The organism is Paenibacillus sp. J2L1-98 (assembly GCF_056269405.1).
This window is the reverse complement of sequence record NZ_JBWDNW010000001.1, coordinates 517868-540791: the sequence shown is the minus strand read 5'-3', so window position 1 is coordinate 540791 and position 22924 is coordinate 517868. Positions and strand designations below refer to the sequence as shown.

18 protein-coding genes and 1 pseudogene are annotated in these 22924 nt (G+C 45.4%); 8 read left to right on the top strand and 11 right to left on the bottom strand.

The window, feature by feature from the left end:
• Nucleotides 1-13: 13 nt before the first annotated feature.
• From AC0YNZ_RS02580 to AC0YNZ_RS02550, 7 genes are all read left to right on the top strand, one after another.
• Nucleotides 14-1837 (top strand): cache domain-containing sensor histidine kinase, encoded by a 1824-nt coding sequence (locus AC0YNZ_RS02580; protein WP_475825123.1) that lies wholly within the window; start codon nucleotides 14-16, stop codon nucleotides 1835-1837.
• Nucleotides 1830-3407 (top strand): response regulator, encoded by a 1578-nt coding sequence (locus tag AC0YNZ_RS02575; RefSeq protein ID WP_475825122.1) that lies wholly within the window; start codon nucleotides 1830-1832, stop codon nucleotides 3405-3407. Before AC0YNZ_RS02580 ends, AC0YNZ_RS02575 begins: the two co-directional genes overlap by 8 nt.
• A 17-nt stretch (nucleotides 3408-3424) precedes the next feature.
• Nucleotides 3425-4678: an extracellular solute-binding protein gene (locus tag AC0YNZ_RS02570; protein ID WP_475825121.1), complete on the top strand. Its 1254-nt coding sequence runs from the start codon at nucleotides 3425-3427 to the stop codon at nucleotides 4676-4678.
• Between the two features lie 176 nt (nucleotides 4679-4854).
• Entirely contained in the window at nucleotides 4855-6501 is a 1647-nt protein-coding gene (locus AC0YNZ_RS02565) for an alkaline phosphatase (RefSeq protein ID WP_475825490.1), read from the top strand.
• Nucleotides 6502-6568: 67 nt separating this feature from the next.
• Nucleotides 6569-7279 (top strand): ABC transporter ATP-binding protein, encoded by a 711-nt coding sequence (locus AC0YNZ_RS02560; RefSeq protein ID WP_475825120.1) that lies wholly within the window; start codon nucleotides 6569-6571, stop codon nucleotides 7277-7279.
• Nucleotides 7276-8481, top strand: a complete 1206-nt coding sequence (locus AC0YNZ_RS02555; protein ID WP_475825119.1) for an ABC transporter permease — start codon at nucleotides 7276-7278, stop codon at nucleotides 8479-8481. The genes AC0YNZ_RS02560 and AC0YNZ_RS02555 overlap by 4 nt, the downstream gene beginning before the upstream one ends.
• Before the next feature lie 11 nt (nucleotides 8482-8492).
• Nucleotides 8493-9278: a hypothetical protein gene (locus tag AC0YNZ_RS02550; protein ID WP_475825118.1), complete on the top strand. Its 786-nt coding sequence runs from the start codon at nucleotides 8493-8495 to the stop codon at nucleotides 9276-9278.
• A gap of 115 nt (nucleotides 9279-9393) precedes the next feature.
• On the opposite strand, the gene AC0YNZ_RS02545 is transcribed toward AC0YNZ_RS02550, so the two are convergent.
• The 9 genes and pseudogenes from AC0YNZ_RS02545 to AC0YNZ_RS02505 form a co-directional block, all read right to left on the bottom strand.
• Entirely contained in the window at nucleotides 9394-10476 is a 1083-nt protein-coding gene (locus tag AC0YNZ_RS02545) for a HupE/UreJ family protein (protein ID WP_475825117.1), read from the bottom strand.
• Between the two features lie 96 nt (nucleotides 10477-10572).
• Nucleotides 10573-12051 (bottom strand): CehA/McbA family metallohydrolase domain-containing protein, encoded by a 1479-nt coding sequence (locus AC0YNZ_RS02540; protein WP_475825116.1) that lies wholly within the window; start codon nucleotides 12049-12051, stop codon nucleotides 10573-10575.
• 193 nt (nucleotides 12052-12244) lie between these two features.
• Nucleotides 12245-14461: a heavy metal translocating P-type ATPase gene (locus tag AC0YNZ_RS02535; RefSeq protein WP_475825115.1), complete on the bottom strand. Its 2217-nt coding sequence runs from the start codon at nucleotides 14459-14461 to the stop codon at nucleotides 12245-12247.
• A pseudogene (locus AC0YNZ_RS02530) lies at nucleotides 14458-14700 on the bottom strand (ArsR/SmtB family transcription factor); the annotation flags it as partial. The gene AC0YNZ_RS02535 and the pseudogene AC0YNZ_RS02530, both read right to left, overlap by 4 nt.
• Nucleotides 14691-16580 (bottom strand): copper resistance CopC/CopD family protein, encoded by a 1890-nt coding sequence (locus tag AC0YNZ_RS02525; RefSeq protein ID WP_475825114.1) that lies wholly within the window; start codon nucleotides 16578-16580, stop codon nucleotides 14691-14693. The pseudogene AC0YNZ_RS02530 and the gene AC0YNZ_RS02525, both read right to left, overlap by 10 nt.
• 74 nt (nucleotides 16581-16654) lie before the next feature.
• Entirely contained in the window at nucleotides 16655-17116 is a 462-nt protein-coding gene (locus AC0YNZ_RS02520; RefSeq protein WP_475825113.1) for a PCYCGC motif-containing (lipo)protein, read from the bottom strand.
• A gap of 177 nt (nucleotides 17117-17293) precedes the next feature.
• A complete protein-coding gene (arsC, locus tag AC0YNZ_RS02515) occupies nucleotides 17294-17716 on the bottom strand; it encodes an arsenate reductase (thioredoxin) (protein ID WP_475825112.1) in 423 nt (140 codons plus the stop codon).
• A gap of 25 nt (nucleotides 17717-17741) precedes the next feature.
• Nucleotides 17742-19034, bottom strand: a complete 1293-nt coding sequence (locus tag AC0YNZ_RS02510; RefSeq protein ID WP_475825111.1) for an arsenic transporter — start codon at nucleotides 19032-19034, stop codon at nucleotides 17742-17744.
• A 52-nt stretch (nucleotides 19035-19086) separates the two neighbouring features.
• Nucleotides 19087-19404, bottom strand: a complete 318-nt coding sequence (locus AC0YNZ_RS02505; RefSeq protein ID WP_475825110.1) for an ArsR/SmtB family transcription factor — start codon at nucleotides 19402-19404, stop codon at nucleotides 19087-19089.
• A gap of 254 nt (nucleotides 19405-19658) precedes the next feature.
• Here AC0YNZ_RS02505 and AC0YNZ_RS02500 point away from each other — a divergent pair, with 254 nt between their 5' ends.
• Nucleotides 19659-21110, top strand: a complete 1452-nt coding sequence (locus tag AC0YNZ_RS02500; RefSeq protein ID WP_475825109.1) for an amidase family protein — start codon at nucleotides 19659-19661, stop codon at nucleotides 21108-21110.
• Nucleotides 21111-21183: 73 nt separating this feature from the next.
• On the opposite strand, the gene AC0YNZ_RS02495 is transcribed toward AC0YNZ_RS02500, so the two are convergent.
• Together AC0YNZ_RS02495 and AC0YNZ_RS02490 are read right to left on the bottom strand one after the other, a co-directional pair.
• On the bottom strand, nucleotides 21184-21393 hold the full coding sequence (locus AC0YNZ_RS02495; RefSeq protein ID WP_110769259.1) for a YrzA family protein: 210 nt from the start codon (nucleotides 21391-21393) through the stop codon (nucleotides 21184-21186).
• Nucleotides 21394-21445: 52 nt separating this feature from the next.
• Nucleotides 21446-22864 carry a sugar porter family MFS transporter gene (locus AC0YNZ_RS02490; RefSeq protein WP_475825489.1) on the bottom strand — a complete coding sequence of 473 codons (1419 nt, stop codon included), beginning with the start codon at nucleotides 22862-22864 and terminating at the stop codon, nucleotides 21446-21448.
• Nucleotides 22865-22924: the final 60 nt, after the last annotated feature.

Sequence of the window (22924 nt, the reverse complement as noted above, 5' to 3'; positions counted from 1 at the left end):
TAGGAGTGTTGCAATGATACGAATATTCCGGTTGTCAAACCGCTTTAGCGCCAAAATTATAATGGTGCTGCTGCTCGTTATATTAATTCCTACTATTTTTACAAGCTTGTCGTTTTACTGGGTGTCCGACTCTATCCTAAAGAAAAATGTAAGGGAATCGAGCGTTCAAATGGCCAGACAGACGGCCGAATCGCTTTCTTTCATTTTTAACGTTGGCATCGATACCTCCGATTTTATTTCCAGCGATCTGAATATTCAGAGTGTTGCTTTGCAAGCAAACAGCAAGCCGTCGTACAAGGAGAGCTTGGAGTCAAGGTCGATTAACACGCTGCTTAACAATATTGTCTATTCGAACTCTTTCGTCAAAATCGTTTACGTGCTGAAAGAGAATGGAAGAGGCTGGGGCAGCGGCGCTTTTTCAGAGTCCAAAATAAAGGATATCCGTATCTCCGATCAGGAATGGGTGAAGGAAGCGAAACGAAAAAACGGCGAACTGGTTTGGCAAGGTATTCAGTATGACCGTTTCAGCGGCGGAGGCGTCAACACGGACTTGGTTCTGCCTGTAGGAAGAGTCTTGAAGGATATTAACAATTTGAATCCTATCGGGCTGGTTCAGGTGCATTTGGACGGGCGCTCCATTCTGGGCACGATTGAGCAGTTGAAGCTCGGGAGGACGGGTAAATTTTTTGTTGTGGATTCCGAAGGGAAAGTTATGATCGATTCCGATCTCAGCGCCATCAACAAGGTCGTGGACAATCCCGGGTTGTACAGCCATCTTGTGGGCGGTGACGCGATGGAATTTGAATATACCGAGAAAGGGACGCCTTATTACGGGGTTAAGCAGCTTCTGAGCAACGGATGGATGATTGTAGGGACCGTTCCGGTCCATGAGATCAGCGGCCAATTGAACAGTCTAAAGGATTGGATATTGGCGTCTTCCGCCGTATTCTCATTGCTTGCCATTGGCATTGGGCTGTTCATTGCCAGAGGGGTGACGAGGCCTGTACAGCAGCTTACCCGCAGCATGCTGCTCGTTCAAAAGGGAGACCTGAAAGTAAGGACAGATATTCGTTCCTCAGATGAAATCGGTTTTTTGAGCAAGCATTTTAACAAAATGCTTCACGAAATCGAGCATCTGATGCAGCAGGTGGAAAATGAGCAAAGTGAGAAGTATCATGCCGAACTTCGGGCTGTCATTCACCGTGTTCAACCACATTTCCTCTATAATACGCTCAGCACTCTTCGGTGGCTTATCCAATCGAATCAGAACGGTCGCGCTTCGGATGTTTTGTCGGCGCTGAACCATCTTTTGGAGGCTAATATGTCTAAAAGCGGGAACATGATAACGGTGGAAGAGGAGTTGGAAATTGTTCGGAAGTTCTTGATCATCCTTGAGATTCGCTACGAAAAAACATTCCATTTGAAGCTGGACGTTGAAGCGGGTACAGAGAAGATCATCATTCCCCGCATGCTGCTGCAGCCTGTGGTGGAAAACGCGATATTCCACGGGATCGTTCCGAAAAATAAGGGCGGTACCATTACGATTGGCATCTGTAGCCGAGAAGGCGATTTGGAATTTCTCATAAACGATGACGGCTTAGGCATCGGGGATGAAAAGCTGAAGAAATTGAATGATCCAGAGGCTGCTATCGCAAAAGGGGAAATCGGAATCGGTCTGCGCCATATTTATGACACACTGCGTCTGTATTATGCGCGAAATTGGGAATGGTCCATTGCAAGCGGGCCGGGGCAAGGTACGACAGTGCGCATTTTGTTAAAAAACGTGTACGAACGGCGGCAGACAACGAGCAGATCGGGGGGAGAAGACGATGTATAGAGTGATTATCGTAGATGACGAGCCTGTCATCCGAAACGGAATTAGTGCCTTTGTCGAATGGGAGAAGGAAGGGTTGTCGGTAGAAGACCATTACGCCAACGGCGCAGAAGCGCTGGCTGCTCTGGAAAGCGGTTCAGCTGATATTCTTATTACGGATATCAAAATGCCTTTGATGAACGGTATTCAACTGATGAAGCAAGCGATAGAGCGATATCCTTGGATTAAAGTGGTTCTGATCAGCAACTACAGCGACTTTGAGTATGTAAAAGAAGGGCTTCAGCTAGGCGCTGTCGATTATTTGTTAAAGCTAACGTTGAATCGGGATGATCTGCTTGCCGTCCTTCGGCGGTGTATCAGCATGCTTGAGGAAGAACGGAGGTTAGATTCCGAACTGTATCATTTTCAACAGGGTGCCCGCTACAGAGAAAGAAAAAAGGCCGAACAGGAGATAAAGAGATTGATCGTGCAAGAGCAGACCTCGTCTTTATCGACCGCGTGGGCTCCGGCATGGCTCGATATGCCATATGTTTGCGCTTATTTTATGCTGGATGCAGCGGAGGAATGGAGAGAAACTTACGGCTATCTGTATGTGCAGCTCATGTTAGAGGAATTGCAGGAAATGCTGTATGAGCAGATAGAGGAAGGAATAGCGCCGCTGGCGGCCGAAAACAGTTTGTTTCTAATCTTTCCTAATAACGAAGGGGAGGTTGAACAGCAGCTCGGTCAGTGGAAGCAATTATTGGAAACGAAATGGGAAATTTCAATTTCAGCCGGCTATGCGATAGAACAAGGTGTGCATAACATTCTTAAGGGATTTGCTGACAGCCGCTCGGCCTGCCAGAGGCGGTTTTTCGCCGGGTTGGGCGGTCTGTATCGTATGAGCGAATTACAGACTAATCTTCAAAATACGTATACGGCCGCAGCTCCAATTGAGGAGTGGGCTCGTTTTTTCGAAATTATTAACGCTGGCGATCCGGTTTCATTCGCAGTCGAATTTGCGCTTGAACGCTGGAAGGAGGAGATCTTGAGTCCGGAACAAGTCAAGCGTGAGGCGTACAGCCTTCTTGCAGGCATTAATAAGCTGCATACAAACGAAGAAGCACTGCTCGCTGAGCGGTATGAACTGCTGAATCAAGCGGAGACATTGGAGCAATTGGCTTCAATATTGACTTGTCAGCTGGAGGAAATGGAAAAGTCCTATATACCGAAGCTGACCGATAACGGCTACGGCGGGCAGTTGATCACGAAGGCTCTGGAATATATGTCCACCCATTATACCGAGAACCTGACGCAACAGAGTGTAGCGGATTTCGTTCATCTAAGCAAGAGCTACTTCAGTCTATTATTTAAAAAACAAACCGACCGGAATTTTATCGATTATTTGATTGAGCTGCGGATTCGGGAAGCGAAGCGGCTGTTGGCGCACAATGATAGCAGAGTTTACGATGTAGCCGGCGCTGCGGGTTTCAAAGACGTCAAATATTTCAGTAAAGTGTTCAAGAAAGTGACCGGTTTATCTCCGATCGAATATAGGGATAAGCACCAAGCACCAGAAACCAAAATTGATTAATAAAGGAGGCATTCGTAATGGCCAGCCGCTGGGCATCTTTATTACTGCTTCTAGTATTGACAACCGGTTGTGGAAGCCAGTCCGTAATCTCCGATCCAAAAAACGTTCAAATGCTTCACGGTAACGAAAAAACGGAAATTACTTTTTGGCACACATACAACGATAAAGAAACCCGGCTGCTGGATCAAGAGCTGATTCCGGCTTTTGAACGGGAGAACCCTGGCATAAGGGTCAGATCTATAAATCTGGCTAACAATAACGAACTAAAGAACAACTTAATTGTCCGTGCTTCCTCAAACCGCGGTCCTGACGTCGTTAGAATGGATATCGCCTGGGTGCCCGAGTTTTCATATAAAGGGCTTCTTGAACCGTTAAACGGGTTTTCGGGCTTCGAAAACATACAAAGTTGTCTTCATCGTAAAACGATGAGTGTAGGTTTCTATCAGAACCAATACTATAGCTTGCCGCTCAACCTGTATACGACAGCTCTTATTTTTAACAGAGATTTACTTGAACGCGCGGGCTATTCAGAGCCGCCGGGCACGATGGAAGAAATACTGCAGCTTGCCCGAAAACATCGTTTTAGGATCGGTCTCGGAGGATTGGAAACTTGGGATACTCTTCCATACCTTTACAGCCTTGGCGGGGCTTTTATGAACGAGGATTTCAGCAAAGCTTCCGGATTTTTGAACGGAAAGAAGACAGTCCGGGCGGTGGAGCAGCTGGCTGCTCTTTACAAGGATAAACAGATTGATATCTCCGTATTAATCGATAACGTTGACAACTGGGCCGAGGTACGGGGCGGAGAGCTGCTTATGATGGATGAAGCGCCATGGTTCTACGGTTTATTGAATCATGCGGATTTGGATCGCGCCCTCAAGCAGACTCTGCCCGTCCCGTTTCCGCATGACAAAGGCCCCGCTTCGATTATCGGCGGCGAAAATTTGGTTATTATGAAGGGCAGCAAGCGACGGGACGAGGCATGGGCGTTTATGAAATTTATGACGGGAAAGGAAGCGCAGCTCGTCATGGCGCGGGCTGGACTGATTCCGACAAACAGGGAGGCAGTCGAAGCTCTGACAGTGGATAAGGAATCTTACCTTTACCCTTATTTGAAATCTATGAATAATACTTTTTTAAGGCCGCCGGTTAGTAATTGGAGCAAGATCGATGAGGTATATACGCTGTATTTGCGAAAAATATTTTTGGGAGAATTGTCCGTTAAAGACGGCTTGGATCATGCGGCGTCTGAAATCGATAAATTATTATAATTGAAGTTATCAAATTCTTCACATGAGGTTGACAGTCCCTTGATGAAAAGCTAGTAACATTCAAAGTGGATTGAAAATAGAGTTCTCATGGAGGGAATATCGTAGTGAAGAAAACAATGAAGGGTTTAATGGTTACAGGTCTTTCACTTGCAATTATCTCATCCAGCTCGCTTCTAATGGCAGCTGACGCACAAAAAAAGCAAGTTAAAAAACCGGCGGCTTCTAAAAACCTTATCGTGCTTATCGGCGACGGCATGGGTCCCGCGCAAGTATCCGCAGCCAGACTATATTCGAAAACAGCGCTTGGCAAAGCGAAGCTTACATTAGATTCCTATTATGTCGGACAAGCTACTACATTTGCGGATAGAGGAGAAGACGGCGGCAAAATCGTGTCCGGTGCCGTAACAGATTCCGCTTCCGCAGGCACAGCCTTTGCAACGGGCAATAAAACATATAATGCCGGAATCAGCGTATCGAATGAAGATGTTTCCAAGCCTTATGCTTCTGTCATCGAAGCTGCTGAAATGAACGGAAAATCAACCGGTCTTGTAACCACGGCCCGTATAACCCACGCTACACCAGCTGTTTTCGCCTCGCATGTCCGCAGCAGAGACAATGAGAGCGCGATCGCATCGCAATATTTGGATAGCGGCGTAGATGTGCTCTTCGGCGGCGGCGAGCAATTTTTCCTAAGCAAAGATGAAAAGGGCAAACGCTCCGACAAAAGCATTGTCAGCGACTTTATGGCTAAAGGCTATAAAGTCGTAAAAGACGGGGCCTCTCTTAACGCATTGACAGCAAAAAGTCAAAAGGCAATCGGATTTTTCGGCTCCTCCCATGTCGCTTATGTACCGGATCGCCCCGAGAACGTTCCGAACCTGGCAAACATGACTAAAAAAGCATTGGAAATTTTGTCGGCAGATAAAGACGGTTTTGCCATTATGATCGAAGGCGGCCGCATCGACCATGCAAGCCACGCAAACGACTTTCCGACGACGATCCAGGAAACACTGGATTTCGATGCAGCAGTTAAAGTCGCTATGGAATTCGCAAAGAAAGACGGAAACACTTCCGTCGTTATTACAGCTGACCACGAGACAGGCGGACTTTCCCTTTCCCGCGATAACATTTACGAGTTGAACATGGAGCTGTGGGGTAAACAAAAGCACTCTTCCGAGTCATTAGTTACAGTTCTAAAAGAAGCGAAAACGATCGAAGACATCAAAAAAATCGTAAATGAAAACACATGGATTACGGATCTTTCGGATGAAGAAGCGCAGCAAATTTTGGATGGCGACGGTTCTTCCTATGCAAGAGAGGGCGGTTATAACGCGGTCATCTCGAAACGCCTTCTGATCGGCTGGTCCGGCCACGGCCACTCCGCAGTAGACGTCGGCGTATGGGCATACGGACCAATTGCAGGACAAGTGAAAGGGCAAATCGACAACACGCAAATCGCGATTGCATCGGCAAAGGTTATCGGTGTCGATCTGAAAAAGGCAACGGCTGCGCTGCAAGCGAAGCACCTGTATCCGAAGTTCAAAATCAACCGCGACGGCGTTGTTTTGTATCCTGCAGAAGCGTTATCGAAAGCTCTGGGCGGAACCTACCAAGCAGGCACTGCCGTAACGATTATGACTAAAGCGGGCAAATCCGTTGAGATCGATATGGCAAGCTTGGCTGTAAAAGCAAATGGCAATACAGCTTCTTACAAAGCTGATTTGGATAACGGTAAATTGTATCTTCCTCTTGAAGCCTTCAACAGCTTGACGGGAACGGCGATGAAGTGGGACAGCCTGTCCGAACGCATCGTTCTGAAGTAAGCAATCATTGAAATCAGCAAAAACAGGGGAACCCGTTTCCCCTGTTTTTCCATTAGGAGTGAGATGAATGATTACCATCCAGCAGCTAGCCAAAGGCTTTTCCGTAAACGGAGACAACTTTCCCATACTCGATATCCCGAATTGGCATGTCGAAAAGGGCAGCAAAATTGCGATCATCGGGCCTAGCGGCTCCGGTAAAAGTACGCTTCTCCACTTGATTGGCGGTATTTTGAAGGCGGAAAAGGGTCAGATCCACGTGGATGGCGTGAAGCTTCACGAACTGACGGAATCGCAGCGTGACCAATTCAGATCGCAGCATATCGGGTATATTCTTCAGGATTTCCATCTCATTCCTTCCCTAACTGCCAGGCAAAATGCTGAGATCGTCATGAATCCGTCCATGAGCCGTAAAGAAAGAGCTGCTGAACTAGATCATTGGTTCGAACAAGTCGGCCTAAAAGACCGCATGCAGCATAGGCCTTCCCAATTATCGAGAGGACAGCAGCAAAGGGTCGCGATCATTCGCGCACTCATAAACCGTCCGTCTATTGTGCTTGCGGATGAGCCTACCGGAAGTCTGGACTGGGAAACAGCAGGCGAAATCACCGATATTTTGCTATCGGAACCGGTATCCAAGTTTGCGACATTGTTAACCGTAACCCATGATCTAAACCTTGCTCAACGTTTTCCTATCCGTCTTCATATTCAAGAGATCAACAAAGCGTTTAAAACCAAACAAGCTGAAAATCTTTCAACTCATAAGGAGAGAGCCGTATGATGCAGTGGACGCTCATTATCAGAAATCTCGTTCACCGGAAATTTCTTTCCCTTCTGACGATTGTATCCGTTACGGTAACGGTAGCGCTGCTTGTTTTTCTCATCCTTTGCCAGGCTAGCGTCAACGAAGGCGCAAAAAAAGGATACGGACCGTTTGAGCTCGTGATTGGAGCCGATGGAAGCGATACGCAGCTGGTGCTGAATACGTTTTATCATGTTGGCGCTCCTACCGGTAATATTCCGCTCGATATGCTTAATCAAGCCAAATCGAATGATCAAGTAATGGCTGCTTATGGCATGACTACAGGCGACAATTACAATGGGTTTCCCATTGTTGGCATAGAAGCCGAATATTTTTTAACACGTTACGGGGATCACAGGCTGGCATCCGGCCATTTGTATCAAATGCTCGGAGAAGTGGTCGTTGGCTCGCATGTCGCCAAGTCGCTTAATCTCCATGTCGGTGATACGTTTAAGGGCGGGCACGGCTTAATGGAAGAAGCCGATCATTCCTTTGAAGAGGAAGAAGAGCATCATGATGCTCATGAGACCTTTACTTACAGGGTTTCGGGAATTTTACCGTTTCTGAACACACCGGACGACGGTGCGGTATTTACGACGATGGATTACGCATGGGCTGTCCATGGGGAAGAGCAGAGTCACCGAGAGGTGACAGCCATTTTGATAAAACCGAAGTCGATCGGCGCTGTCCCATTAATCAAACAACAATATGAAGAAATGAACAACGTTCAAGCTGCGTATACAAGCAAAGCAGTAGCGGATGTGCTGAATGTGGTTGATAGGGGAGCGGAAATTATAAGCCTGGTTACTGTCCTTTGCGTCATTCTGGCTTCGATCTCGATCCTGCTCTCCTTAACCGCTGCAGCTAACGAACGGCAAAAAGATGTCGGCTTGCTTCGGATTATCGGTAAGTCAAAAAGATTTATTTTCATAAGTTTTATCGGCGAGGGATTAGTCCTGGTTAGTATTGGCCTTCTTCTCGGACTGTTGGCAGGCCATCTATCCGGCTTTATGTTTAAAGACTTACTCTTTGAATATACGGGAATCCAAATCAATGCGTTAACGTTCAGCGGGCAGCATTTGCTGCTGGTTGTCGGCACTTTCGTATTCGGGCTGCTGGCAATGCTCATTCCATCTATAAAAATGTACCGCATAGACCCGCTGCAATTATTTAGAGCTTAGAGGTGATCGAAGTGAATAGACGTATCGCTGTCGCTTTATTAACGCTAATCCTGCTTGGAGGCTGCGGCAACCCGGCAAAGCAGCAAGAAGAAGCCGGATCGTTCGCAATAAGCACAGAATCTGAATCTGCAATCGAAGCTCCTAATAAATCAGAATTTTCCCCAGTGCCCACTGCAGAAGCGAAAAAGGTACCTAACAAAACGACTGAAGAAACAATGCCAGCCGAAACGGGTACGGGGGAGTTCCAGGGAGAAACCGTGCAGAATTCTGCCAAGCCGGCAGCCGCAGCAGCCGAGGAAGTAAAAAGCATTTCTCCCGAAGTGAAGAATGTATCTAAAGTGGCCCAAAACGATAAAGAGCAGATCGTAACGGCCAAGCCGGCAGCAAAGACCGACGAGCCCAAAGAAGAAGTCCAAAATAAAGCCGAGGGCATGAAAAAAATAGCGTGGTCCCAATTTTTTGACAACGAAGACCAGACTACGCCTTCCGAGCATTTCTGGGATCTTAGCGGCAGCGAAGTGGAAATTAACGGTTATATGGGCGAAGTTTTATCGTTTGAGAAAAACTGGTTTCTGTTGATCCCGAAGCCGGGTGCAGAATGCCCCTTCGATAATGGCGATGAAACGTACTGGAATAAAATTATGATCGTCTTCGTTCCTGATACCGTCAATTTAAGGCATCATACAGGCCCGCTAAAAATATCCGGAAAGCTGGATGTCGGCATTAAAATCGATGAGTCCGGATATAAAACGATGTTCCGTTTGTACGATGCTTCATTTGAAGAAATGAAGGAATAATGGTAGCCTTCATGCTTGAAACAAGGACCGCAGCTGTTCGCAATTAGCGAAAGCGGCGGTCCTTGTTTCCATAGAGGTGAGCTTTCCGGGATTAGAAAGCAACAATATCATCCGGTTAGAATGCTCTTTGAACAAACCATATGAATCCAAACAGTAACACTACAACCGATAAACTAGGCATAAACCACTTATTTACGCTGACCCAGCGTCTGCTTACGAAGATAAGCAGCGGAAAAACTAAAGATACAATAATGATCTGCCCTAATTCAATACCCAGGTTAAAAAATAAAAGTGACGCAGCTAGATGGCTTCCGCCTAAATTTAGTTCGGACATAATTCCTGCAAACCCAAAACCATGAATTAATCCAAAGGCAAAGGCAATCCATGGAGCGTGTTTGGATTCGGGTTGAAAGATGTTTTTGAGTGCGACATAGATAATACTTAACGCGATTGCAGATTCAATGAGCCTTCCCGGTAAATGCACGATCTCTAATGTTGCTAGTGCAAGCGTGATGCTGTGAGCAATCGTAAATGACGTGACTAAGTAAAAGATATGACGGATCGTCTTGGCTCCAATAAGTAAACTGATAACGAATAAAATATGATCATAACCCGTGAAGATATGTTTTAATCCTAACGAAAGAAACTGTTTCGCCTGGGTAATAAAGCTCATCTCTCCAAGATTCAATTCTCTGACTTCATAGGTAAAAACAAACTCCTGTTGTTTTCCTCCCATTTGAACCTTTGCCATGTTCGCATGACTTGGATCGCTGTCTTCAAAAAACGCGTTGTAATCAACAATCAAATTTTCAGGTTCTTCACTAATGGAGTAGGAAAGCAAGATATCGGCAAATGGGCGATCATTTACCAATATGACACTGGCTGCTTTGATTGTTCCTTCAACGGGGGAGCTGTCTGCATAAACCATTATGCGAGCGTCCAAATATTGTTGGAGCGGAGCCTGGTATTGAATGATGATTTTATTTAGTTGATCAAGGTTTTCAATTTTCTGTTCATCCACTTCGAATCCAATGGCATGGCTTAACTCCATGAAATCGAGCTGCAGGCGGTAATTGATCGTTTGGTCTTGAACTTCTATCGTAGAGAAGCCCTCACTGTTATTGCTGTGTGCGCTCACAGCAGGTGCCGCGATTAGGATTACAAGGCCCATTATAAAGAATAACCATTTAAACTTCACTTCTGCGACACATCCTTTTTGTTCTCTCAAAATGATAAGACGAGGAGCATATTGAACTCATGACTCCTCGTCTATAACCATTACAGTGATTTAATCTTATTTCACACTCATGAAGATAGGGTTGGAATAGAACCAAAGATCAGTCCACGGGTCTTCACCTTTAGGGTCAAGACTTGGTTCAAGCTCGCTAGTATTCGTTCCGCGAACACGAATGTAGCTATCCTTGTCCACATCTTTTAATTTATAAGTGATAGTAATATACTCGCCATTTTGCTTCCAATTGCTCTCGTCGAATCTAGCCACGACTTTTGTAGTTGGGTTAACGGCCGTTGAGCGGTCTTCTACTTTTCCTGTCACGTCGCCCATGATAAGATCCACGCGATTCACTTTCGGATTATCACCATGGCTATTGCTGGCGTTCGGGTCTTTGAATGTAATCGTAACCGATACATCGCTTTTACCGCTCTTCTTGATCTCTAATGTTTCACCGATGCTCGCGCGGTTACCATTAGATTTCACATCTACATCCAATTCATTGACTAAACCGCCCGTCGTTACAAACACGTGTCCATTTCTCAAACCGTCCAAAATATCTGCATAAGTATTTTCTGCCTTCACATAGGTTCTTGAATACTCTCCCGGCCAGAAGTCGCTCCCGCCATCACGCCAGTTTACATGGGAATCCGATGTCGATGTGATCCACCAATGCCTTCCTTCTCCCAGCATGGAATCCCAAAGGCCGCCAACTTTAGCACTCATTTGATCAAAGCCGCCCATAGTTGCGAAGTTGCCATATCCGCCGCGGGTGCCATTAGGATCAATGGAGCCGTCAGAATTGACCGCACCAGCCTGATGTCCAGGCGCACCCTCCATACCAACGGATACATTTGGTGCTGCATCGTTCCAGTTTCGGAACTCTTGCGGTGTATCCTGACCCCAAGCACTGTCTCCGCTGGCTGAGCGGGCAGGGTGGTTTGCAAAAAGAACAGGAGGCTCTGCTAAATCTTTCATGTAGTTTAAGGCAGCGATCATATTGGCTTCCGTATCCCGGGTTGGATCAGAAGGAAAAGGATCGCGTTTATTAAATTTACTTTCGATATTATAAAGAGTTTGTGATTCTTGATCATTCTTTGGAATGATTAATGAACTGTGATCGGCTTGTGGAGTATCAAATTCCATCCCGTAGAATAAAGTCAGACCAGGCACAGCTTCACGGGCTTTGAGCACTTCAGGATAAGCTTGCTCTAAATTTACTTTCGAATGGTTAGGGCCGCCGTGATCGGTAGAGACCATCCAATCCAGTCCGTATGATTTCGCCATTTGCGCGTTTTTAGTAATCGGATAAATGGCGTCTCCGCCTTTGATAGGGGTTGGCGGATTCGTAGCATTGTTCCATCCGACACTCCATTCACTATGAACATGATGATCGCCTGCGAGCCAAGAAATGTTCTTATTAATCGATTTTGCTTCCACAGTTGGTGTATGGAAGCCATAGTTTAAACCTTGCGTAGTTAACGCTGCTGTTGCTAGCACACTTACCGCCAACATGGGTAATGCTTTACGTTTCAATTTCAAAATCTCTCAACTCCTCTTGGTTTTTATCCTCGGATTCTATGATAACTTCGGATTGTAATCTTAAATCTTTCAAAATGTTGTATTATTGTAAGGCTCGTAGATGCATTAATATATGAACAGTCGATTGTTTAGGCTATCTAAACAAAAAAGCCTAGAGGATTTCCTCCAGGCTTCACTTATAATTTTCACGTGATTATCCTTTGATTTTCAGCAGTCTCATGCTGTTTAAAATAACAATTAATGCTGCGCCCGTGTCGCTCAACACGGCAATCCACAAGGTAAGTATATCGGGAAAGATAAGAAGCAGAGCAGCAAGTTTCACAACTATTGAAAACCAAATGTTCTGTTTGATGATTATAAGAGATTTGCGGCTTAACTTTACGGTATGCGGCAGCTTCTCCAAGTTGTCGGCCATCAAAACAACATCGGCTGTTTCCATCGCAGTGTCTGTTCCTGCTCCGCCCATAGCAATGCCAAGATCAGCCGTTGCTAGAGCGGGGGCGTCATTCATGCCATCGCCAACCATCGCAACGATGTTTCCTTCTGTCTGAATCTTTCGAATGGCTTTGACCTTATCTTCGGGCAGCAGCTCCGCGAAATACCGGGTGATCCCCGTTTGTGCAGCTGCTTTTTGGGCTGTTCCTTCATTATCGCCTGTGAGCATGACAATATCGTTAATTCCTGCTTGTTTTAAATTGTGGAGGGCAATTACTGCACTCTCACGAACCGTGTCTGCAACCGTGATTATTCCGGTCAGCTTCTCTTTGGTACCAATTAGGACAAGCGTATTTCCTTCTTGCTGCAAGGAGGCTATAAGCGGTTCTGCCTGACCAAGAGGGGTTTCTAACTCTTGAAACAATCTCAGGTTCCCGGCAAAATATTCGTTTACACCGATCACTGCCTGAATACCTTTACCGACAATATTCCGAAATTGTTCGCCTTTTAAAGAAAGTACCCCTTTGTCATTGGCATGGTTGACTACAGCTTTCGCGATGGGATGCGTAGAAGACTCTTCTAATGTTCGCGCGACAGATAATACGTCATGCTCCAAATTCCCAAAAGATATGACCCTTGTTACTTTAGGTTTCCCTTCGGTAAGGGTGCCGGTTTTATCAAACGCCACGGCAGAAACCTTGCCTGCGATTTCTAAAAAAGCTCCGCCCTTAATTAGAACGCCGTTTTTGGCCGCGTTTCCTATAGCAGAAACAATAGCAACGGGCGTGGAGATGACGAGCGCGCAGGGACATGCCACTACAAGGAGTTCTAACCCTTTGTAAAACCATTCTCCCCAATTCCCGAAGCTAAAAAGTGGAGGGAGGATCATAACCACAAGAGCGAGCACAAACACAATAGGAGTATATACGCGTGCAAATTTATCGACAAATGCTTGTGTGGGGGCTTTTTGTTCTTGGGCTTCTTCAACCAAGTGAATGATTTTTGCAATTGTAGTGTCTTCGGCCAGCTTGGTAACCTTTATTTCAAGCAACCCGTGTTCATTGATCGTTCCTGCAAATACTGGATCACCTACGATCTTATCAACGGGAATGGATTCCCCGGTGATGGGGGCCTGATTGACACTTGATTCGCCATTGATAACTTCTCCGTCAAGCGGGATTTTGTCTCCTGGTTTTACAATCATAATTTGTCCGACAAAGATGTCTTCTACAGATTTTCGGATGATATCGTCACCGGTTTTGACCCAAGCATCCGGTGGAGCAAGATCGATTAAGTTTCGTATTGAATTCCGTGTTTTCTCGAGAGATCTGGTTTGCAGAACATTACCTAGCGCAAATAACCAAACGACCGTAGCGCCCTCCAACAATTGACCAATAGCGGCTGCTCCGATGACTGCAGCTGTCATTAGCACATTCATATCCAACGAACGGCTCTTGATCGCATAAAACGAGCTTTTGGCTGGTTTATAACCGCCGATAACAATCGATGCTAAATAAAGCATATTTATCATGAACGAGGATACATCACTTAATGAACCGAGAAAACCAAGAAATAATAAGGCTCCGGAGATCACAAGAAGATTGGTTCCTGATCTAGATGGCTTTTGAACGATTGCTGCTGTTTTATTTGAGATCAACCTTGCTTTAAAACCTGCTTTTTGAACTTCTTTTATTATTTCTTCCGCGCTGTTTCCGTGTTCAATTTTTGCCTTTCCCGTAGCAAAATTGACAGTTACACTTTTGACAGAGGGAACCGTATTTAAATGGTTTTCAATGGTCTTCGCACAAGAACTGCAATCCATGCCCTCAATGAGGTAAGTGCGATAATTCACGCTGACGGTTTGAATGTCTGTGTTTGACGTCTCGCAGCAGCCATCTTGACAAGCCTTGTCCGAAGCAGCATTAACTAAGGTTAGCGTTTTTTTAAATTTAGGTTTATCGACCTCATCACTCATGTATTCTGCACCTCCACTTTGCCTGTACAGCAATCCAATTGTTCATTTCTCTCACAAGCAGCAACATCTTCTTCCACTTGGAAGAATACATCATCCATCATTGAAAGCAACAATTTGATTTGTTCGCTTCGCAAACTGTAATAATTGAATTTTCCTTCCTGGCGTCCCACAATTATTCCGCAACCCTTTAAACAAGCCAAATGCTGCGAAATGTTCGATTGATTCCCGCTTATTCTTTCTCTATGACAATGTCGTTTGGCATAGCGCCTGGAACTTGGAGAGTGAAGGGCGGATACTGAATCGTTTGTCCGTTCTTTTTGATAACCTCAATTTCCATGTTATAAATACCGGCAGTATGTAATAAATTTCCCGTTATTTTATATAAACCGTCTCCCAGGTAGAAGGCATGGTTTGTGCCAGAGCTTCCGAGACTGGTCTGTAAGATAACCTTAACATTCTTGATATCCTTATCTTCGCTAAGTTGAATCGAAATGTCGTTACCGCCTGGTTTAAGCGGAACAGCATCTACTTTTGCAGTAATACCGGCTATCGTTTGTTCTCGCGGCGAGATCCCCTGCAGCGCTTCTTTTGGAGATAAATCCACCAAAATTCCTGTAAACAACAAAATAATAATAGCGATACCAAGTTCGATTTTTATATTTTTGCAGAAAACCGGCACTAATTTTTCTGTTAACCTCGCGAGCAGCCTCCGCTGCCATATGCCAAAGAGAATAATGATAAGGAAAAGTAGAACCTTGATCGACAATATTTGACCCCACTTGCTTTCAATGAGACTTTCCGCACTGAAAGATGGAATATAACTCAGCGACATTAATATCCCTGTGGCTCCTGTTCCGGCAAAGCTCAGTAATGCCCACCTGGAAAAAGTTTTTCCAATTTCCTTTAGCCAACTCAGCGGATTTTCTTTGGGTAGCATGGCGAATAAAGCAGCTAACCCGCCGGTCCAGACCGAAGTAGTCAGCAGGTGTATGGAATCAAGTCCAACAGCCAACAAGCCGCCATAGCTTGGATCAGCGGAGTGACCCGTAAACGACCAGCAAAAAAGGGCAGATAGCAGAAAAATCAAACGAATTTTTCTCGCGGCTAAGCTTAAGGCTACTAAAGCAAGCTGCAATAGCGAAATCCAAACGGTGTTGAATAAAAGGAAATCACTTATCAAAACGCGGGGGTGCTGCATCTTATAAACAAAAATCTCCAGAATAATGGCCGCAATTGTGAATCCAAACAGCGAGTAAGAAGTTATCATCCAACGGCGGAGATTGCCGCTGTTTTTAGCGATTATGAGCTGAAAAAGTGTGCCGCCAAAGAGGGTAAGCAGACCGAAATAACTTAGCCAATGGATCACTTGAAGTATTCCTGTTTGTCCCCATTCATTTTGGAGCGATAGTTGGTTGTTACTTGTTATCGATGTGAATGCCGCGACAGCAAAATAGACGATATGAATGCCTGTGTTTTCGCCAATGCCGGGGTAGGCTTGTATAGAATATGTGCCATCTGGCAATTCACTTTCTAGTTCAAGAAAAAAATGTTTTGGATCGGCAGGATCGGCAACAGGTTTATTTGTTGGAACGATTTGCTGTTTATCATTCAACAATCCAAAGTAATGCATTTCAATAGGTTCGTTAAACCAAAGCTCGATTTTGCGGGGTGAGCCTGCAACAATTGTTCCGTCCGAAGGAGATGTACGTACTAGATCTAAGCGTTCAAACATTTCTTCAGGTGTAGATATAGCCAATTTTATTTCAAATGAGTATTTTTCTTTTACAGAGTGTCCATCCAAGGCAACTACATCAATATCTACGAAGTATGCTCCCGACGACAGTTGTTTTTGCAAATTTACATAAATGTGGCGGTTATCATTAGGGTCGATTTGCGGTTTTCCGATTTGAACCTCTTTATTTTTTCCATCACGAACAACTACCGAGCTCCGATGAATTTGGACGGGATCTTGAAAATACAAATCTACTTGCGAGGGTCTTGCATCTAGAATAGCATTTAAATTTGGATTTCGTTTTTCAATGGGCGAGTGGGCATATGCAGCAGAAATGGGAATCAGAACAAGGATGATAACTAATAAAAAGGCCAGTCGCTTAAGCATAAATACCTCCGATTTATATCAAATTGCTCTAAAAAACCACATTTACTCGAAGGTGAGCAAATGTGGTTGATTCGTTATGCCGGCATCGGCGTATCTGTAGGGTCTGCGTAGCCTTCTTTATAAGTAGCGTCAATGAAATTCCGGATTTCTTTATCAGACTTGCCTTCTGATTTCATTTTGGCAGCCGTAACGGCAATCTCCAGGCATACACCACATCTTGTTCCGTGATCGTCCCATACGACTGTACCGTCCTCGTTGACTTCTTTTATAAAGCAGTTCAAATTGCTCTTATGTCCCGCGCTTTCACCGCAGCCGCAATAGCAGGGTATCCATTGCAATAAGTCCGTAGCCTGTCCTGCAATTTGGTAGACTAAACGGATTTTATCCATTTGGCCATCCAAAAAGGCAGGCATGACCGTTGCGGAAGCTGTTTTCTCCTGTAGATCGCCATGTGAATGGTTTTCTTCCTTGCTCGTGCCGCAAGCGGTAAGGATCAATGCTGCAGCTGCTGCTATAAATATACTTTTTGTTCTCACGTGTTCACCTCGTTGAAAGAGTTGTGACTACTATAACATATTGGATAAACAGAAATCGTCCAATTATTAATTGTTCAATAAACCGTTGAAATGAATGCCTCTTTTAAATGATAGAAGCATCTTGACTGCGTTAGATCGATAAACGGACAAACATGCATTCTTTTGATGCCCGCCGTTTTATTGTCCCTCTTTTACAAACTTCTCGATACGCGCCTTAATAGAATCGCGAACGCTGCGGAACTGATCCATAATTTCGTCCGCGGTGCCTGACGCTTTTGCCGGATCTTCGAAGCCCCAATGCCATTTCACAACTTTCGGATTGGAGATGACAGGGCAGTGCTCGTCGGCATGACCGCAAAGGGTTATGACAAAATGAGCGCGATTTAAAATCTCAGGATCAATGACATTCGAAGAGTTTTCACTAATGTCAACGCCTGCTTCTTTCATCACTTGAACCGCTCTCGGATTCAAGCCATGGGCTTCCAGACCGGCGCTTTTCACTTCATATTGGTCGCTGCCAAGAGCATTCAGAAAGCCATCCGCCATTTGACTCCGGCAAGAATTACCCGTACATAAGAAATAAACCAGTTTCTTTTCCATTTTGCATGTCTCCTTTGAAATTCGTTTAAAGTATGATGTTTAACCACAGATAAAGTCCAACAAGCGTAATGAACAGAACAGGGAGCGTAAGCAAAATTCCAACTTTGAAATAATAGCCCCATGTAATATTCACGCCCTTCTTGGACAGCACATGCAGCCAAAGTAAAGTCGCCAGAGATCCGATCGGCGTAATTTTAGGGCCTAAATCGGAACCGATAACATTTGCGTAAATAAGCGCCTCTCGAAGTACACCTTCTGTACTTGTGCCTTGAATGGCCAAGGCGTCAATCATAACGGTAGGCATATTATTCATAAGCGAAGAGAGGATGGCGGCAATAAATCCAGTACCGATCGCTGCTATAAATAATCCTTGATCCGCGGTCCACTGGAACACGTTGCCAAGTTGATCGGTAAGTCCAACGTTCCGAAGACCGTATACGACGACATACATCCCGATGGAAAACACCACAACTGACCAGGGTGCACCTTTAACGATAGCGCCTGTATGGATAGCTGCGCTTCTGCGTGCTGCGATTATGAAGATGATAGCAGCTATACCTGCAATAATAGAGACTGGTATATTCACGAACTCACTAAACAGATAAGCTATCAATAGTACCGCCAAAACAACCCAAGATAACTTAAACAAACGCATATCTTTTATCGCTTCACGAGGCTGCTTCAGCTGGTTAAGGTCATAACGCTGCGGAATACTCTTTCTGAAAAACAGGAACAAAACAAGGAGGCTCGCGCCAACCGCAAAGAAGTTCGGCATAATCATCCGGCTTGCATATTCGGCGAATCCGATACCAAAGAAATCCGATGAAACAATATTGACCAAATTGCTCACAACGAGCGGTAAGGAAGCCGTATCCGAGATGAACCCGCCTGCCATAATAAATGGCAGTATCATTCGGTCATCGAATTTTAAAGCTCTGACCATCGCAAGAACAATGGGAGTGAGAATGAGCGCAGCGCCATCATTGGCAAAGAATGCGGCGACAGCAGCGCCGAGCAGTAGGACATAAGCAAACATCAGATAGCCGTTTCCTTTGGCAAAGCGTGCCATATGAAGAGCGGACCATTCGAAGAATCCGATCTCATCCAGAATAAGAGAGATCAGAATGACAGCGACAAAAGCTAGTGTGGCGTTCCAGACGATGCCGGTTACATCCCACACGTCATTGAAATCAACAACGCCAAATAGAAGAGCAAGTATTGCGCCGCCGGCAGCCGACCAGCCGATGTTCAAGCCTCTAGGCTGCCAGATGACGAATATCAATGTGATAACAAAAATAAGGGATGCGACAACTAACATAATTCCTCCTAAAAGTTTTGCTATAGCTAAACTGACTTCGTACTCGAAAATATTAATTGCAGCAGCCGGGACTCCATTTGTTTAACTGTTCCTTCATAGAAGGGAGCGCTGCTAAGATGCCATGAAGATAAGGTTTGTCATCAACATTTAATGAGTAATAAATCCATTGTGCGCGTCTAGTCTCATTTACGAGACCGCCAACTTTTAATTTTCTCAAATGCTGGCTCACATTGGGCTGTGTCGTTTCAAGAATGGCTACGATATCGCAAACGCACATTTCTTTCTCCTTAAGGAGTGCAAGAATAGTTAAGCGAGTTTTGTCAGACAACAACTTCAATGTTTCGGCAAGAGTTTCTATGGGTTGACTCATGCAATCATCCTTTCAAAATGTGGTCATTGGATGCATCTAGGATTACACCTTCCATTCATTATTATACGCAGGTGATTATATAAGTAAAGAATTATATGCGTATAAGCTTATATATTAAATTGAAAATATAATACTGCTAAATGCAATTAGTATTGATAGGAATGATTAGGAGGGTGATGATGCCCTTTACCGACAAATAGTATATACTAGGCTCATACAGCATACATTCGGGTCATATGAGGGGTTATTTGGGCATGGAAATCGTAGAAGCAACAATTTCGTCCATTCAAGCAGCGTTGGAATCAGGCGAGCTCTCGTCTCATGAGCTTGTGCTGTTCTATTTGGACCGAATCGCAAATCATGACAAAGACGGCCTGACGATCAATTCGGTGCTTACGCTTAATCCCGATGCTTTATTTATAGCCGCTGCTCTAGACAGCGAACGTGCTGCTCAAGGTCCGAGAGGTCCGCTGCATGGCATTCCGATCCTGCTCAAGGATAATATTAATACAGGCGATCATATGCCAACCAGCGCTGGTTCGCTTGCGCTTGCAAACTCCTACCCGGGAGAAGATGCTTTTATCGTGAAGAAGCTCCGGGAAGCGGGAGCCATTATTTTAGGAAAAGCGAATATGACGGAGTTTGCCAACTTTATGACGGAAGGTATGCCGTCCGGGTATAGTTCGCGCGGCGGGCAAGTGCTTAATCCTTACAACATTTCAACGCCGACAGGCGGGTCGAGTGCAGGCTCGGGAGTGGCTGTGGCGTGTAATTTTTGCATGGCTTCTATCGGTACAGAAACATCGGGCTCGATATTGAATCCGGGCAACCTGAGCTCGACTGTTGGTATTAAGCCGACGATTGGGCTTGTGAGCCGATCGGGCATTTTGCCGCTCTCGAACAGCCAGGACACAGCTGGCCCGATGGCAAGAACGGTAACGGATGCGACTCTCGTATTGAATGCTATTACGGCTCATGATTCAAGTGATGCGGCTATGGGTGCGGGGTATTGGCGAAAGCAGAAGGATTACAGCGTTTTTCTCGATCCGGAGGGACTGGAGGGAGCGCGAATCGGCATTCCGAGAGATTATTTCTTTGAGGAATTGACGGATGAACAACTCGCGATATTTAACGGGGCAGTGGAACTGATGAGAAAGCATGGCGCGATTATAGTGGACCCGGCAGATGTTCGGACCGCACGGCAAATCGTATATTCTTCGGTAGTGCTCAATGAGTTCAAATCCTCGCTGAACGCTTACTTGTCCAAGCTGCCTCCCGGCGCCCAAATTCGCACGCTTACGGATATCATCGCCTTTAATAACGAGCATCCGACCGAAACGCTAAAGTACGGACAATCGACACTGCTGCTTGCCGAAACAACGACTTCGGGCAATCATACCGAGATCCCGTATCTTCGCAATCGCGCCGCCGATCTCAAATTGTGCAAGGACGAAGGAATTGATGCGACCATGGATGAGCATCGGCTGGATGCGCTGCTGTTTCCAGCTGATTTTGGAGCAAGAATTACTTCCCGCGCAGGTTATCCGTCCATTGTCGTTCCAGCAGGATACACCGCAAAGGGTGTTCCGTTTGGTGTCACATTCGCGGCAAGAGCGTATGAAGAACCAATGCTTATTAAGTTAGCTTATGCCTATGAACAGCACAGCAGGGTCCGGCGGGCACCTTCATTAAAAAGTTTTATATAGTACTTCAAACGACCATCATCTAGTAAAAACACCTCCCGACGTTTGTCAGGAGGTGTTTATTGCGGATAGCAGGTTATCTCTTTGCTTTAAAGTGAACTACCGCGCTGTAAAGCATTTTTTCGATTTTGGGATTAAATACAGCATGATGACTGACGTGGAACACTTCTAGCAGCAAACCTTTATTATTTTCGATTTGCTGGTCGATCTTTTGCTCCAACGTTTTCAAATCATAGGCTTCAAAAAATTCGATCTTGTTTTCGATTAAATCTAACCGGAATTCCATTTGATTATCTCCTAAACATAGATTTATGTCATAAACCTATTATACAGAGAACTTACTTTGCCCACAAAGATTCAATTTCCTCGAGGGATTTCCCTTTTGTCTCCGGAACAACTCGCCAGGTGAACAAGAGGGCGATCAAGGCCATGCTGCCATAAATCCAGAACGTAGATGCAGGACCTGCGGAGCTAAGCAATGGCGGAAATGTTTGCGAAACCAGATAATCCGCTGCCCAGAGCACCATAGCGGCAATCGCTGTCGCTTTTCCGCGGATACGGTTCGGGAATATTTCAGATATGATAACCCATACGACCGGACCAAGCGATATCGCAAATGAAGCGACGTATAGTAAAATAAAGACAAGCACGAGCGGACCTGCGGCATGTCCGGTTTGGAAAGCGAAGCCGATGACCAGCAGGCAGATCGCCATCGAAGCCGATCCGACGAGGAGCAGCGCTTTACGTCCTACTTTATCAATGAGCCACAAGGCCAAAATGGTGAACAGGAAGTTGATGAAGCCAACCAATATGGTCTGAATAAGTGAAGAATTCGTGCCGGCACCCGTTGCTTTGAATATTTCAGGTGCATAATACATGACAGCATTAATGCCTGTAACCTGCTGAAGAACAGCGAGTCCTACGCCAACGAGTAATGCTATACGAAGTCCGGGACTGAAAAGCTGGCGGATAGAACCGCTTTCTTCCTCGAAGGATTGTTTAATGTCGATGACTTCTTTTTTGGCAAGCTCCTCGCCATGAATTTTCAACAAAATAGGCAGGGATTCCGCCGCTCTTCCTTGCTTGATCAACCATCTTGGGCTTTCGGGCACGAAGAACAGAAGGATCAAGAACAGAAGACCGGGAACGGCGCCTACGCCAAACATCCAGCGCCAAGCGTTTTCTACGCCCCAAGCTTCATCGCCTGAGCCGGAAATCCACATATTAACGAAATACGTAAGAAAGATACCGCTGACGATTGCGAACTGGTTGAGCGCAACAAGCCTGCCGCGGTATTTCGCGGGAGCAATCTCGGCATTGTAGAGCGGGCACAGCGTGGAAGTAATGCCGATTCCGATTCCTCCAATAATCCGGGCGATAATAAATCCGGAAAAACTTTCAGGTATGGCTGTGCCGATCGAGCTAATAATAAACAGAATTGCAGCCGTTATTAATACTTTTTTGCGTCCGAAGCGATCTCCCAGAATACCTGACATAGCCGCTCCTACAATACAGCCGATGATTAAGCTTGATACGGCCCATCCAACCTGCAGCTTAGATAAATCAAACCGGTCCTCCATAAAGCCGACCGCACCAGATACGACTGCTGTATCGAAACCGAATAATAATCCGCCGAGAGCGGATACCATGGAAACAAGCGTCACAAATTTCATGCTTACTTGTTCATTTTTGTAGGGCATTGCCATTTCCATATGTGTTTTCTCCTCTCCAAAATCCCATCCTGTACTTAAGCGAATTTCATTATATCACGCAAAACAAGCGAGTCCGCGCGTGAACTCCTTGATTAATCAGAGTTG

Bases quoted from the DNA above. Each gene is read 5' to 3' on its own strand.
- AC0YNZ_RS02575 (WP_475825122.1), top strand. From the start codon at position 1,830: ATGTATAGAGTGATTATCGTAGATGACGAGCCTGTCATCCGAAACGGA.
- arsC (WP_475825112.1), bottom strand. From the start codon at position 17,716: ATGGAAAAGAAACTGGTTTATTTCTTATGTACGGGTAATTCTTGCCGG.
- AC0YNZ_RS02525 (WP_475825114.1), bottom strand. From the start codon at position 16,580: ATGCTTAAGCGACTGGCCTTTTTATTAGTTATCATCCTTGTTCTGATT.
- AC0YNZ_RS02565 (WP_475825490.1), top strand. From the start codon at position 4,855: ATGGCAGCTGACGCACAAAAAAAGCAAGTTAAAAAACCGGCGGCTTCT.
- AC0YNZ_RS02500 (WP_475825109.1), top strand. From the start codon at position 19,659: ATGGAAATCGTAGAAGCAACAATTTCGTCCATTCAAGCAGCGTTGGAA.
- AC0YNZ_RS02510 (WP_475825111.1), bottom strand. From the start codon at position 19,034: ATGTTAGTTGTCGCATCCCTTATTTTTGTTATCACATTGATATTCGTC.
- AC0YNZ_RS02535 (WP_475825115.1), bottom strand. From the start codon at position 14,461: ATGAGTGATGAGGTCGATAAACCTAAATTTAAAAAAACGCTAACCTTA.
- AC0YNZ_RS02580 (WP_475825123.1), top strand. From the start codon at position 14: ATGATACGAATATTCCGGTTGTCAAACCGCTTTAGCGCCAAAATTATA.
- AC0YNZ_RS02560 (WP_475825120.1), top strand. From the start codon at position 6,569: ATGATTACCATCCAGCAGCTAGCCAAAGGCTTTTCCGTAAACGGAGAC.
- AC0YNZ_RS02555 (WP_475825119.1), top strand. From the start codon at position 7,276: ATGATGCAGTGGACGCTCATTATCAGAAATCTCGTTCACCGGAAATTT.
- AC0YNZ_RS02505 (WP_475825110.1), bottom strand. From the start codon at position 19,404: ATGAGTCAACCCATAGAAACTCTTGCCGAAACATTGAAGTTGTTGTCT.
- AC0YNZ_RS02570 (WP_475825121.1), top strand. From the start codon at position 3,425: ATGGCCAGCCGCTGGGCATCTTTATTACTGCTTCTAGTATTGACAACC.
- AC0YNZ_RS02495 (WP_110769259.1), bottom strand. From the start codon at position 21,393: ATGGAATTCCGGTTAGATTTAATCGAAAACAAGATCGAATTTTTTGAA.